This is a genomic window from Methanomassiliicoccales archaeon LGM-DZ1, from assembly GCA_030168595.1.
Taxonomy (GTDB): domain Archaea; phylum Thermoplasmatota; class Thermoplasmata; order Methanomassiliicoccales; family Methanomethylophilaceae; genus Methanomethylophilus.
Genome location: CP115556.1, coordinates 1550488 through 1564770, shown reverse-complemented (window position 1 = coordinate 1564770; position 14283 = coordinate 1550488). Strand labels below are relative to the sequence as shown.

Genomic DNA, 14283 nt, shown 5'->3' with positions numbered 1-14283 from the left:
CGGCTATCGGAAGGGCCCATATATTACCTTCGGGGCTGCCGCTCAGATGATTCCCGTGTCCCATCCGCCGAACCGCACAGGCTGGGATACGGCCTCCTCCGCGAACATGCCTCAGGCACCGACCCGATCAGAATGACTTTAACAAGAAAAAGGGCCGGATCCCTCTTCTCCGAGGGAAAAACCTCCGGATTTCCATGCCTGGCTCTGCTGAGGCCGCGATGGATCCAGCCGGCACAGCAGACCGTTTGGGCTCCCGGCCGATTGGGATTGCGAGGGAGAGAATCTCAAAATCGTGTATCGAACCCACTTAGGTTTTTATCTTCGTATTAAAAATTCCAGCGATATTTTCGCATTGTTTATACTTGTATTAAAAATTCGAAAAGCCTTAAGGATGTGTTCGACTATACATGACTGTGGAACCGGAAATGAAACTGATTCAGCGCCCCCTGTACATGGACAGGCTGGCGGCGCACGCATGGAACGGGTTTGCCAAAGTATTGGTGGGCATCCGCAGATGCGGGAAATCATCTGCGCTCAAGCTGTACGCATCCGGGCTGAAAGACTGCAACGTCATCTACATAAACACCGAACTGGCTGAAAACTACGACCTGCGGGATTGGAAGAAATTCCTCGGGGAAGTGAATTCGAGGATCGACGGAAAAGGCAGGAACGTCCTCATCGTAGATGAAATACAGAACATCGAAGGCTGGGACCTGGCACTCAGAGACCTGATAGCCCGCGGAGCATGCGACATCTACGTGACCGGATCGAACTCGAGCCTGCTTTCATCCGATTATTCGACCCATATGGGAGGGAGGTTCAATTCGATCCGCATGTACCCTCTCTCATTCAGGGAATGCCTGGATTTCCGCAGGGAATTCGGCGGAACCGGCGATGTTCTCGAACGTTTCATGAGGGTCGGCGGGATGCCGTCCCTCTGGCGCATGCCGGAGGGCATCGATGAATCGATGGGCATCATCAGGGACATCGTGAGCACCTCGATCGCCAACGATATAGAGGAAAGATATTCCCTGAGGGGAAGATCGGCCCTGACCGAAGTGCTGCGTTTCGTGCTTTCCACCATCGGGAGCTATGTTTCGGCAAACAACATCTACAAGTCCATGAAATCGGCCGGCAGCTCGGTTTCGGTGTCCACTGTATACACCTATCTCGAATACCTCGAGAACGCCAACATCCTGATACGTGCCAGCGTATACGATCTGAGAGGGCACCGCATCATCGGGTCCAAGTACAAGTATTATGCCACGGACATCGGCATCAAGCACGCCCTCATCGGATACCGCGTTAACGATACCCCCGGCCACATGGAGAACATAATCTTCACTGATCTCCTCAGCAGAGGATTCGATGTTTACGTAGGGGATCCCGGCGGAAAGGAGATAGATTTCGTCGCCGTGAAGGATGACCGCCGGATATACATCCAGGTCTGCCAGACGATCCAGTCCGAGAAAACCATGGCGCGCGAGTTCTCCTCCCTGGATTCCGTTGACGATTCGTTCCCCAAATACCTGGTTCTGCTGGAGCCCGGTCCGTACAGCGGATTCACGGACAAAGGGGTAAGATGCTGCGGGCTCGAGGAGTTCCTCTCCAAGGACGACCTGTTCGTCCAATAACTCCGCAATCGATTTCCGATGGAAAGGGCATGGCGCTGCATGGAGAAGCGCGACCTGTCGGCAGCAGCGGCCCTGATGTTCGCCGCGGTGATCCTGGTGGGCGTCTTCATATCGTACGCCGGCGGAGATAATGGAGGGGATGGTGGTGCGGAGCTCGGCGATGAACGCATCTCGGTGACGGTGAACGGGACTGAGTTCACGGCGACCCTCTATGATAACGAGGCCGCAGGATCTCTCCTGTCCATGCTGCGGGAGCAGCCGATGGAACTGAGCATGGAGGAGTTGAACAGCAGCGGGAAGTACTGCTGCCTGGAAACGGACCTCCCTGTCAGCGACATCCGGCCCGGAACGATCCATGCCGGGGACATCTCGCTGTATCGCGGAAATTGCCTTATGATCTTCTACGCGGACCATGCCAATACCGGGATGCACAGCTATACCCAGATAGGCAGGATCGATGATCTGTCGGGCCTTGCCGAGGCGCTCGGGGATGGCACCGCCTCTGTTGTCCTGGCGCCGATTGCTGTCTGAAAATGAACCTGGATTTGATCATCAGGGCCGGGATCGCTCCGGATTCCTGATGAAATCCTTTACCCTCCACATCAGATAAAGGGGGACGGAGCGGAGCTTCCCTTCGCCGCCGAGGTTCCTGAACGACGCCAGCACAGCGACGCGCGGATTGTAGAGGGATATGTACTGCTCCATGCTGCGCAGGCGCGGGACACGCCCGGATTTCACTTCTATGGGGATCGTCTCCCCGCCCATATCCAGCAGGAAGTCCACTTCCGAGATGCCCCTGTCGTTCTTCCAGTAATCATACGGTTTCTCGGTCCCGTACGATGATATCATCTCCGTGAGGACGAAGTTCTCCGCCAGGGCTCCTCTGAAAAGGCCGTAGGCTTCCTCCTCTTTCCCGACCGCCTTCGCCGGCACTCCGGACTTGAAGGTCATCAGACCCACGTCGGCCATGTACAGCTTGAAGATGTTCCTGTCCTCCCTGTCGGTGAGCGGAACATCCGGGCTCGATACCCTTGTGCAGCGGTAGACGAGCCCCGCATCGATGAGCCATTGCAGCGCATCCTTGAGCTGTCCCGCCCTCGAGCCTTCGACGGCCTCGTTGAAGAAGAAACGCTCGTTCCCCTTGGCGTTCTGCCTGGCTATGGAATTCCATATGGCGCTGAGCTTGGGGAAATCCTCCGGGGCATGGTTGGAGAAGTCCATGAGGTACGACATGTCGATGTCTTTCTGCACCTCCCTCACCGCCTCGATATCCCTGGTTTCCTTCCAGACCGCGACCGACTCCGGCATGCCTCCCACAAGCCAATACTCGCGGACAGCCTCCTCGAGAACAGACATCGCAGCGTCTGGCACAGTCTCTCCCGCGGATATGTTCTCTGCGAGATCTCCGTACAGGTCCCCTCTGGTCTCGCGTAGGAACTCGGCGAAGTTCATAGGGTACATGTTCATGAACCGAACCTTCCCGACAGGGAACGAATAATCGCCTGACCTTCCCTCCGTGGATTCGTGAAGTTTGACCCCAAGCAGAGAACCTGCGCAGACAATGTAGTACTCCGGAGCCTCCTCGCAGAAGTATTTGAGCGAGGCGATCGCCCTCATGCAATATTGAATCTCATCGAAGATTATCAGCGTGTCCGGCGTGATCCTCTTCCCGCGTACGTATGAAAGATCGTCGATTATCCTGCTGGTATCGAGCCCTTTCTCGAAGATGCCCTTCAATCTGCCTCCTTCGTCCGATTCGAAGTTGAAATATGCATAATCTGGGAATTCTCTGCGGCCGAGCTCCTTCATCGAGTAGGTCTTCCCGCATTGGCGGACGCCCAATATCATCAGAGGCTTGCGCCTGTGGGAGTCCTTCCACTCCTTCAAGCTCTTCTCGATCAAGCGTCTCATAAAACGTTATTGATTTTAAGTTATAAAAATGTTAGAATCGTTGCAAAATATGGTTATGATTTTGTAAGTTTGATAACATTTTTCGAAGTTAAATTAAATTGAGCCTAAAATCGGAGGGGCGTTTCCCCCTCCGTCAGGACCGCCGCTCACTCCTGAGCGAACTTCCCGGCCAGTTCGGCCAGGGGGACCTCGGACTGCTCTCCGGTCTTCATATCCCTGAGGACGACACAGCCCCTGTCGAGCTCTTTCCTGCCCACGATGACGGCACATCTGGCTCTCACCGAGTCCGCGTACTTCAGGGCCTTCGCCATCTTCCTGCCCATGATGTCCACGTCGGCGGAGGCGCCGGCCTCCCTGATGGCGGTGACGATGCCGGCGGCGTCCGCGCGGACATCGTCGGAGACGGGGATGACGTAAGCATCGATCCCCTCCGGCTCGTAGGCGATGCCCTCCCTCTCCATTGCCAGCAGGATCCTGTCGAAGCCGATGGCGAACCCGGTGGAGAACACCTTCTCCCCGCCGAAAAGCTCCGATAGGGAATACGAGCCGCCGCCGCAGATCTGCTTCTCGGCGCCCAGCGAGGGGGCCTCGGCCTCGAAGACCATCCCCGTGTAGTAGTCGAGCCCGCGGACGACGCCGAGGTCGATCTCCACGTCCTTCACGCCCATCTTCTCCAGGATGGATGTCAGGGAGCGGAGGTAGTCCCCGGCCTCTCCGGGGACCTTGGAGAGGACCTCGGTCCCGCCGACGGTCTCGGTCAGCTCGAACAGGCCCGAGATGTCCTCATCCTTCACACCCATGGACTGCAGGAGCGGCCTGCACTCATCATAGTTCTTCTTGTCGAGCTTCTGGAGCACCTCGGCGGTCTTCTCGGCCGGCACGCCGATGTCCGCGATCCTCTGCCTCAGGACCCCGATGTGCCCGATGCGGAGCTTGTAATCCTTGAGACCCAGCGCTTTGATCATGGATGCCGCCATGGCGATGGACTCGGCATCGGTCTCGACAGTGGCCGCGCCGATGATCTCCGATCCGAACTGGAAGAACTCGCGGTACCTCCCGGCCTGGGGGCGCTCGTACCTGAAGCACTGGCCGAAGTAGAACAGCTTTATCGGCTTGGGATAGGAGCCCATGCCGTTGACGAAGGCGCGGATGACCGGAGCGGTCATCTCGGGCCTGAGGGCGATCTCGCGGTCTCCCTTGTCCTTGAACGCGTACAGTTCCTTCATCACATTGGGGCCGGACCTGAGTATGAAGAGCTCGGCCTCCTCGAAGATGGGGGTCTCGATCTCGCGGTACCCGAACCTCCGCGCCACTCCGCGCAGTACCGATTCGTAGTGCCTTCTCTTCTCAAGCTCGTCCGGCAGGAAATCCCTCGTGCCGCGGGGACACTGTATCATAGGGCGTCGCACGCCCCACACCGATTAAATAATTGCGCAGGAAGAGAGAAGGGCGGGGCACCGGGCCCCTTCCCTTCAGTACTCCTTCTTCCTGAACGCCAGGTACCCCAGCGCCCAGGCCGCCAGCCCCCATATGACCATCACGGCGGCCGAACGCATCAGATCCACGTCGCGGACGTATTGGGTCCCCATCATGTCGAAGGTGCCGTCGATCGCGAAGACGATATCGTCGGAGCAGTACTCCAGAAGGTACCACGGATCTTCTATCCCTCCGATCTCGAAGACGTTGGTCAGGACACCGGCGATCAGGGTCAGGAAGATGATGGTCATCACCACCGCGGTGCTCGACCTCCTGAGGACGACACTGAACAGCATGGCTATGCCCACGGACGCGGCGCAGTATGCCAGGGCCAGTCCCATGGAGGCCCAGTGGTTCCCGGTGACCCCTCCGCAGATGGCCGCCGAGAGCACCGCGGAGACGCAGTAGTAGACGGCGGTGAACACCATGGTGACCAGGAGTGCGGCCGCGGTCTTTCCCAGGAATATCGACATCTTGCCGATGGGCCTGGTGAACAGTATCAGCGCTGTGCGGTCCTCGTACTCGCCGGCGACGGCCGGCGCGGCGAAGAGGGCGGCGGCAATTATGACCACCAGATAGGCGAAGGTGGCGAAGGCCGTGCTCACGAACGAGGCGCTCGTATTGTCGGAGAACGCGGCGATGGCATAGGTCATCAGGGCCACGACCGCCGCGACCATCGCGGCGAACAGCAGCAGCTTCTTCCCGCGGAGGAACTTCCGCATCTCGTTGGCGGACACCACGGCCGCCTGCCTCAGACTGTCCCAGATGTCGGACCCCGATACATGCCCGGACAGGGACTTGAATTCAGCCGCCATCATCCCGACTCCTGGATCATCTCGAGGTACCTGTTCTCGAGAGCATTCTCATCCTCGGACACGGAGCAGGGGCGCAGCCCGCGGGCCACCAGGGCTGCGATGAGATCCGCTGCGGAGTCATCGTTCCCGCGCATGACCGCCTCGATGGCGGTCCCGCTGACCTCGGCCGATTCTATGCACACTTCGGAGCGCACAGCCTCCAGGGCCTCCGGGGAGGCCCCGCCGGCCAGCCTGATGCTCAGGCGGTGCTCGTCGCCGGAGCCTCCGATGACCTTCTCTTTGTCGTCGTGCACCAGGAGCCTCCCACGGTTCACCATGGCTATGCGGTCGCATAGATCGGTGACCTCGTGCATCATGTGCGATGACATCAGCACCGTGAGCCCGGGCTTGCCGTTCCTGATGTTCTTCAGGATCTCCCTCATCTCCGCCATGCCGCGGGGATCGAGCCCGGAAGTGGGCTCGTCGAGGATGATCACATTCGGATCGTTCAAAAGTGCCAGCGCGATGGAGATGCGCTGCCTCATCCCCTTGGAGAAGGTCCCTATTCTCTTGTCCTCCCACTCGGACATCTTGACCTCTTCCAGCAGGGCATCGGTCTGGGCTGCGACCGATTCCCTGCGCATGCCGATGACCCCGCCGATGTAGGAGAACGTCTCCCTGGGCGTCAGGTAGGCATAGTATTCCGGGGTCTCGATCACGGTCCCGACGTCTTTGAGCGCTTTCCTGTGCTCAGAGGCCACATCGAAACCGTTCAGCAGCACGCGGCCGGACGTCGGGGGCACCAGCCCGGAGGCGATCTTGAGCGTGGTGCTCTTCCCGGCCCCGTTCGGGCCCAGGAGCCCGGTGAAGCTCCCCTTCCTGACGTCCAGGCTGAGCCCGTCGACGGCTGTGAAGCCGTTCCTGTATGATTTGCGCAGATCCTGAATGGATATCGGCGCTTCCGTTTCGGTCATGAGACCACTTCCTTTCCATGCGGACATCAAGTGAAAGTGTTTATTTAAGGATGACTAAATTACAATAATACAATTCTGTTCTGCACGTTTCCGATGCCTTAGCAGCCGCCCAGATTCGGCCGGACAGGGGGTTCCGCCGACTGTTCCCGCAACAGTATGCGCGATGCGCACACTTTATAGCTTTTCTTATCTGGCACATCATAAGGTGGATTGTAATCCCGTGCATCCTGCCGATTACCATATATATCCAAGCCGAATACGAACACACATTGTCCGTAACACGGGACGCGACCCTGCTGCGGAGGTACATCAATGCTGGTCAGCCTTCATATCACGCATTCTTCCGCCGGGGGGATGGAGTGCCTTACCGAGATCATACCCGGGCTTGAGGAAGCGGTCACGAAGGACCTCGAGAACGATCCCGATGTATCGGAATATGTGGTCATACGCACGTGCAACCGCCTGGAGGCATACGCCGCGGCAGACGACAACCACGCCGTCCGCCTGCGCATGGAGGAGACGGTCAGGAAGGCCATCCCCTATGAGCATAGGGACTTCTGGTACATCCTGCAGGACGACGAGTGCATAAAGCACCTCTTCACCGTGGTCTGCGGGATCGACTCGCTCATAGTCGGAGAGGACCAGATCCAGCACCAGGTGAAGGACTCATTCGCCAAGGCCCAGAAGGAAGGCCATGTCGGGCGCGTGCTCTATTCTCTGTTCAACAACGCCATCGTCGTCGGCAAGAAGGTCAGGACCGAGACGGAGCTGAACAAGGGGGCTGTGTCGGTCGGGTACGCTTCCATAGAGCTCGCTGAGAAGAAGATCGGCTCCCTCGAGGGGAAGAACATCGCGATCATCGGAGCGGGCGACATGGCCGGGCTCATCGCCAAGAACCTGGCCGGCAAAGGCCCCCGCACGGTCTTCGTCTCCAACAGGACCTTCGAGAGGGCCCGCGAGCTCGCGAAGGAACTGGGAGGGACCGCGGTCGGCATGGACCGCCTGACCGAGATGATAGCCGGCAGCGACCTCGTGCTCGTGGCCACCTCTGCCCACCATGACGTCGTCAGCAGGGAGATGGTGGAGAATGCCATGGCCTCGAGGCCGGACCGCCCCCTGCTCCTGATCGACGTCTCCGTCCCGACGAACGTCGCGAAGGACGCCGGCAGCGTTCCCAACGTCACGCTCTCCACCATGGCATCCCTCGACGCCATCGCGGCGGAGAACGTCGCGCGCAGGAAGAAGGAGATCTCCGCGGCCGAGAAGATCATCCAGCAGGAGATGGCGAAGATCGCCGAGGACCGGAAGACCGAGGCGGCCGATGCGGTCATCCGCGGCATCGGCATGATGTCCGAGCGCATCAGGCAGACCGAGGCCGAGAAGGCCAAGCATGCGCTGTCCAACGGGGCCGATCCAGACGAGACCGTGGACGCTCTCACGCGCGCGATAATAAAACAGTTAAGTGCGGACATCATCAAGAACCTCAGGAAGGCGGCACTGAACGGGGAGGACGACGTTGTGGACGCCGCCTCGAAGCTCTTCTCACCGTCCGGCAAGGAGTGAATCACAATGTTCCCTATCAACAGAGGAAGAAGGCTCAGACAGACACCGGAGATCAGATCGCTCGTGAGGGAGACCAGGCTCGACCCCTCGAACCTCATTCTGCCTATATTCTTCGATGCGAACATAAACGAGATCAAATACACCGCATCGATGCCGGGCGTTCCCACCTACCCGCTCTCCGGGTACAGGGAGATACTCGACGACATCCTCGGCAGCGGCGTCACCTCGGTCCTGGTGTTCGGGGTCCCCGCGAAGAAGGACTCCGTCGGCTCGGACGCCTACTCCGACACCGGAGTGGTGCAGACCGCCATCCGCGGCCTCAGGGCCGCCCAGAAAGAGGGCGAGGGGCTGGTCATCATCGCCGACCTCTGCATGTGCGAGTACACCGACCACGGCCACTGCGGCGTCCTCCGCGAGGACGGGGACGTCGACAACGACCCCACCGTCGAGCTCTACGGGAAGATCGCAGTGTCCCAGGCGAAGGCGGGAGCGGACATCATCGCCCCCTCCGGGATGATGGACGGGCAGATCGACGCCATCAGGAACGCGCTCGACTGCGCCGGGTTCCAGAACACCCCCATAATGGCCTACTCCGCGAAGTACCAGAGCGCCTACTACGGCCCGTTCAGGGACATCGCCAACTCCGCGCCGTCCTGCGCCTGCCACGCCAGGAAGGACCGCGCCACATACCAGATGGACCCTGCCAACAGGCGCGAGGCGCTGAGGGAGATCTCCGAGGACCTCGACGAGGGCGCGGACATCATCATGGTGAAGCCCGCCGGCCCCTACCTTGACGTCGTCCGCGAAGCGGCCGATACGTTCCCCGTCCCCATCTGCGCTTACCAGGTATCGGGAGAGTTCGCCATGATCAAGGCGGCCGCCGCCAACGGATGGATCGATGAGGAGAGGATCATGATGGAATCCCTCATCGGCATCAAGCGCGCCGGCGCCGACATGATCATCACCTACTACGCCAAAGACGCCGCCAGGATGCTCAAGGGGATCCAATGAGGACGTCCAACTCCGAGACCGAGTACGCCCTGCTGAAGAGGATAACCCCCGGGGGCGTCTCGTCCCCCGTCAGGGCGTTCAAGCCCTATCCCATCGTCATGGAGAGCGGCCGGGGATGCCGCATCACCGACATCGACGGCAACACGTACATCGACCTCTGCATGGCGTACGGCCCCCTCATCCTGGGGCACTCCGACCCCCGCGTGGCCAAGGCGGTGCGCGACCAGACCAAGAAGGGCTCCGTGTTCGGATGCCCCTCGCACCCGGAGACCCAGCTCCTCGAGAGGATCACCTCGGCCGTCCCCAGCGCGGCCATGTGCAGGCTGCAGAACTCGGGGACCGAGGCGACGATGCATGCCATACGCACCGCCCGCGGGTTCACCGGGAAGAACGGCATCGTCAAGCTGAACGGCGGGTTCCACGGGGCGCACAACACCGTCCTCGTGGCGGCCGGCTCGGGATCGGCGGAGAACATGCCGAGCTCTTTGGGAGTGCCCCCGGAGGACGTGAAGAACACCTACCTCGTCGAGTACAACGACGCCGGGCAGTTCGAATCGCTCCTCGATAAGAACGAGGACATCGCCGGGATCATCATGGAGCCCGTCATGGGCAACGTCGGCGTCGTCACCCCCGAGAAAGGGTACCTCCAGGACATGCGCAGGATCACCAAGGAGCACGGCGCCGTCCTCATCTTCGATGAGGTCATCACCGGGTTCAGGCTGGGCCCGAAGAGCGCCCAGGGCAGGTACGGGGTCACTCCCGACATGACCACCATGGGGAAGATCATCGGCGGAGGCTATCCGGCAGGAGCGTTCATGGGCAGGGAGGACATCATGTCCATGGTCGCTCCGCAGGGACCGGTCTACGTCGCCGGGACGTTCTCCGGCAACCCCATATCCGCGGCCGCAGGCCTGGAGACCATCACGCTCATGTCCGAGCGCGGGAGGTACGACAGCCTGGAGAAGACGACCCAGGGCCTGGTCGCCTCGATGAGGGACAGGCTCGAGGACAGCGGCGTCCGCGGATGCATCAACTCCGTGGCGTCCATGTTCTCAGTGTTCTTCGGGGTCGACGAGGTCAGGAACGGCGCGGAGGCCCAGAAGATCGACCGCGCCATGTTCGGGAAGATGTTCGAGTTCATGCTCCGCCGCGGCATCTACATGGCGCCGGGCGCCATGGAGGTCTCGTTCCTCTCCACCGCGCATGACGAAGAAGCGTGCAATAAGATCTCCGAGTGCTTCGGCGACTTCCTCGGTAAGGTGAAATCAGAATGAAAGCAGGGAGCAGGACCAGCAGCCTGGCCATGGCCCAGGCAGAAGAGTTCAAAGCGGCCTTCGAGAAGGCCTGCGCAGAAGTGTGCCAGATCGTCGGGATAACCTCCCACGGCGACAAGGACGTGACCACCCACCTGGCCAACATGGGCGGGATCGGCGTCTTCGTCAAGGAGCTGGAGGAGGCCCTGGCCGCCGGGGAGATAGACTGCACGGTCAACTCCCTAAAGGACATACCCGCGAAGATAGACCCCAGGTTCACCGTGGCCGCCGTCCTCCCGAGGGCGGACGTGCGCGATGCCACTATCCCCCTGCCTCTGGACAAGATGGTCTGCGGGACCATCCTCGGGACCAGCAGCGTCCGCAGGGAGAGGATGATCAGGGCGTTCAACCCCACGATCAGGATCAAGACCCTCCGCGGGAACATGAACACCAGGATCTCGAAGCTGGAGGCCGGCGAGTACAACGCCATCGTCATGGCCAAGGCCGGCCTGGACAGGCTCGGCATATCGTACCAGGTGAACCCCGTCGACAAGCGCATCCTCGTCCCGGCCGCCGGGCAGGGCGCCATCGGCATCGAGTGCCGCGCGGACGATGCTGCGACCATCGAGAAGCTCAGGAAGCTCGACGACGCCAAGACCCGCACCGAGGTCGGCATCGAGAGGAGCATCCTCCGCGCGATGGGTGCCGGATGCTCCTCGCCCGTGGGCATCAACGCCGAGCTGAACGGCAGCACGGTGTCCCTCATCGCCGTCTCGTTCATACCGGACGTCCCGGTCAGGGTGATGACGTCGTTCGATGTCTCCGAATCCGAAGCGAAGATCGCGGAGATAGCCGCCAGGCTCAAGGGGAATGCCTGATGACGGCCGGCAGGGTCTACCTCATCGGCGCAGGCCCCGGCGACCCGGGGCTCATCACCGTCAAGGGCCTGCGGGCGCTCCGCGAGGCCGACGTCGTCATGTACGACGCCCTCGACACCGAGCAGCTCTTGAAGGAATGCCGCAGCGATGCCGAGCTTATCGATGCCGGCAAGAGGGCGGCGGACCACCACCTGAAGCAGTGGCAGACCAACGACCTGCTGGTGGAATATGCGAAACAGGGCAAGACCGTCGTCCGCCTGAAGGGCGGCGACCCCTTCCTCTTCGGAAGGGGCGCGGAAGAGGCGGAGAAACTCAGAAAGGCGGGCGTGGAAGTCCATGTCATCCCCGGCGTCACCTCCGCCATATCCGTCCCCGAACTGGCCGGGATACCGGTGACCCACAGGGACCATGCTTCGCTGGTCACCTTCATTACCGGCCACGAGAAGGCCGACCGCGATAAGGACAGGATCGACTGGACCGCGCTCTCCGAAGGGCACGGGACCCTGGTCATCCTGATGGGGCTCGACAATGCGGGGAACATCTCCCGCGGGCTCATCGAGGGAGGGACCTCCCCGGACACCCCTGCGGCGGTCATCTCCAAAGGGTCCCACCCCGACCAGAAGGTGTTCGTCACCACTGTCGGGAAACTCGAGGACACCATAAAGACCCAGCATGCGGAAACTCCGGGGATAATCGTCGTCGGGTCCGTTGTCGAGCTGAGGGCAGTCCTCGGTGACCTCGCATGACCTCGGTCGGTTTCACCCGCCCGAGGGCGAGGCTGCCCGAAGGGGAGAAGGCCGTCCGCGATGCGGGGTTCGAGCCTTTCGGAGCGCCGTCCCTCGATCCCGTCCCCGGAGACCCGGAAGTCTTCGCCGAGGTCGAGAAGGAGCTCGGCTCCGGACAGGTGTACTTCGCAGTTTTCGCATCGGTCACCGCTGCCGAGCAGATGGCCGGCCGCTACGGGGCGGAAGGGCTGAATGCCCTGCTGTCCAAGACCAACGTCGCCTGCACCGGGAGCACCACCGAGGATGCCCTCCTCAGGCTCTCCGGCAGGAAGACCGACCTCGTCCCGGAGGTCTACTCGGGAGAGGGCGTCGCCCGCGAACTGGCCGACGAGGTGTCCTGCAAGAAGGTCATGCTCCTCCGCTCGTCGGACGGCGGGAAGGGGATCTCCAAGATCCTGAAGGACGCCGGGGCAGAGGTCCTGGACGAACCTGTTTACAGCATGGTCCCGGCGCCGGTGGAGAGATGCACCGAGAGGCTCCTGGACAAAGCATCGTCCGGCACGCTCGACGCCCTCCTCATGACCAGCCCCGAATCGTTCAGGGTTTTCCTCAGCGAGCTTGAGAACTGGTGCGGGAAGGACAGGGCCGCCGAAGCGCTGAACGGCACTTTCAAGGTGGCAATCGGCAGGCCGACGGCGGAATCCATGCGCAGGCAGGGGTTCGCGCCCGACGCGATCCCGGAGAAATCCACATTCGCCGGAATGCTGGATACTGTTGCAGGCCGCTTCGCCGGCAGCGACTGATACCGGTTTCTTGAAAACAGCGGCCGGCGGCGGCCTTTCCGCCGCCTGTCCGGCCGTAAAATCCCAGATCCGTCTCAGGACCTCTTGACTATGATGCAGAGGATGTCCTCATCCTCCACGACATGATCCATTCCGACGGTCTGCCCGGGGAACTTAGCGCTCTTGCCCCAGACCATGGCATAACGGAACGCGTTCCTGAAGTCCCTGTGGATCAGCTCGCAGACATCGCCGACGGTGTTCCCCCTCTTGACGATGAGGGGCTCCTTCATGTCGGCCTCCTGCCCCTGCGGCTTGAGGTAGATCCTGATCATGTCGATCTGGTCGTAGATCTCCTGCTTCAGGGCATCGATGTTGTAGCCGGTGGCCGCGGAGACACCGACGCTCTTGTACGCCTTGTGCATCTCCATGACCGCCTCCAGCTGGCCGGGCTTGGCCAGGTCGACCTTGTTGATGGCCATGACCGCCTTGATGTAGACGCGGTTGCCTGCGAGAACATCCAGCATCTGCTCCACGTCGATATCCTCGCGGACGACGACGGTGGCGTTGATGTGGCCATAGGCCGCCACCATGTCCTTGATGGTATCGACGTCGATCTTGGTCAGCTTGAGCGTCGGCTTTACTATGATTCCTCCCGACTGGGACGTCGTGATGTTGACGTCCGGGGGATACTGGTTGAGCCTGATGGCGGAGTTGTAGAGCTCCTTCATCAGCACGCTCAGGTCCGGGTTGAAGATGTCCACGACGAGCAGGATGATATCTGCGGAACGGGCGGCCGCGATGACCTCCCTTCCCCTTCCCTTCCCGCGGGATGCATCCTTGATCAGCCCCGGCATATCCAGGATCTGGATCTTCGCGTGGTTGTATTCCATGACTCCGGGCACGACATCGAGGGTGGTGAAGTGATACGCTCCCACCTCGGAATGCGCCCCGGTCAGCTGGTTGAGCAGCGTGGACTTTCCCACGGACGGGAAACCGACCAGCGCGACCGTCGCGTTGCCGGCCTTCTTGACGTAGAACCCTCTGGTCCCTCCGCCTGCCCTCGACTGCTCCAGCCTGTGCTCCCTCTCCATGGAGAGCTTGGCTATCTTCGCCTTCAGCTTGCCTATGTGCGCTTCGGTGGCCTTGTTCTTCTTGGTGTTGGAGATCTCCTTCTCGAGCTCTTCAATCTGTTCTTCGATCGTCGCCATCCGTCACGCCTCCTGCCCTGCTGATTGGTATCGCATATTAAGGGCTTATCGTTTTTAACCGTCCTCAGCATATA

The 14283-nt window shown here is 60.8% G+C and carries 13 protein-coding genes; 8 read left to right on the top strand and 5 right to left on the bottom strand.

Annotated elements, in window-relative coordinates:
* Window positions 1-425 precede the first annotated feature (425 nt).
* Window positions 426-1634 (top strand): ATP-binding protein, encoded by a 1209-nt coding sequence (locus O8W32_07825; GenBank protein WII09070.1) that lies wholly within the window; start codon window positions 426-428, stop codon window positions 1632-1634.
* Window positions 1635-1673: 39 nt separating this feature from the next.
* On the top strand, window positions 1674-2165 hold the full coding sequence (locus O8W32_07820; protein WII09069.1) for a cyclophilin-like fold protein: 492 nt from the start codon (window positions 1674-1676) through the stop codon (window positions 2163-2165).
* A gap of 21 nt (window positions 2166-2186) precedes the next feature.
* Here O8W32_07820 and O8W32_07815 read toward each other — a convergent pair whose 3' ends face one another.
* The 4 genes from O8W32_07815 to O8W32_07800 all read right to left on the bottom strand — a co-directional run bounded on the left by O8W32_07815 (window position 2187) and on the right by O8W32_07800 (window position 6789).
* Complete coding sequence (locus O8W32_07815) at window positions 2187-3545, bottom strand: ATP-binding protein (GenBank protein ID WII09068.1); 1359 nt, start codon at window positions 3543-3545, stop codon at window positions 2187-2189.
* Between the two features lie 146 nt (window positions 3546-3691).
* A complete protein-coding gene (gene hisS, locus O8W32_07810; GenBank protein ID WII09067.1) occupies window positions 3692-4942 on the bottom strand; it encodes a histidine--tRNA ligase in 1251 nt (416 codons plus the stop codon).
* A 75-nt stretch (window positions 4943-5017) separates the two neighbouring features.
* A complete protein-coding gene (locus tag O8W32_07805; protein WII09066.1) occupies window positions 5018-5836 on the bottom strand; it encodes an ABC transporter permease in 819 nt (272 codons plus the stop codon).
* Window positions 5836-6789: an ABC transporter ATP-binding protein gene (locus O8W32_07800; protein ID WII09065.1), complete on the bottom strand. Its 954-nt coding sequence runs from the start codon at window positions 6787-6789 to the stop codon at window positions 5836-5838. The genes O8W32_07805 and O8W32_07800 overlap by 1 nt, the downstream gene beginning before the upstream one ends.
* A 312-nt stretch (window positions 6790-7101) precedes the next feature.
* Here O8W32_07800 and hemA point away from each other — a divergent pair, with 312 nt between their 5' ends.
* From hemA to O8W32_07770, 6 genes are read left to right on the top strand one after another with little or no spacing between them, the layout of a single operon-like run.
* Window positions 7102-8352 (top strand): glutamyl-tRNA reductase, encoded by a 1251-nt coding sequence (hemA, locus tag O8W32_07795; protein ID WII09064.1) that lies wholly within the window; start codon window positions 7102-7104, stop codon window positions 8350-8352.
* 6 nt (window positions 8353-8358) lie between these two features.
* Window positions 8359-9363, top strand: a complete 1005-nt coding sequence (hemB, locus tag O8W32_07790; GenBank protein ID WII09063.1) for a porphobilinogen synthase — start codon at window positions 8359-8361, stop codon at window positions 9361-9363.
* The gene (locus O8W32_07785) at window positions 9360-10637 is read left to right on the top strand and encodes a glutamate-1-semialdehyde 2,1-aminomutase (GenBank protein WII09062.1); all 1278 of its coding nucleotides are present in this window, start codon (window positions 9360-9362) and stop codon (window positions 10635-10637) included. Before hemB ends, O8W32_07785 begins: the two co-directional genes overlap by 4 nt.
* Entirely contained in the window at window positions 10634-11494 is an 861-nt protein-coding gene (gene hemC, locus O8W32_07780) for a hydroxymethylbilane synthase (GenBank protein WII09061.1), read from the top strand. The genes O8W32_07785 and hemC overlap by 4 nt, the downstream gene beginning before the upstream one ends.
* Complete coding sequence (gene cobA, locus O8W32_07775; protein ID WII09060.1) at window positions 11494-12240, top strand: uroporphyrinogen-III C-methyltransferase; 747 nt, start codon at window positions 11494-11496, stop codon at window positions 12238-12240. The genes hemC and cobA overlap by 1 nt, the downstream gene beginning before the upstream one ends.
* A complete protein-coding gene (locus O8W32_07770) occupies window positions 12237-13022 on the top strand; it encodes a uroporphyrinogen-III synthase (GenBank protein WII09059.1) in 786 nt (261 codons plus the stop codon). Before cobA ends, O8W32_07770 begins: the two co-directional genes overlap by 4 nt.
* Window positions 13023-13096: 74 nt before the next feature.
* On the opposite strand, the gene O8W32_07765 is transcribed toward O8W32_07770, so the two are convergent.
* Entirely contained in the window at window positions 13097-14209 is a 1113-nt protein-coding gene (locus O8W32_07765) for a GTP-binding protein (GenBank protein ID WII09058.1), read from the bottom strand.
* Window positions 14210-14283: the final 74 nt, after the last annotated feature.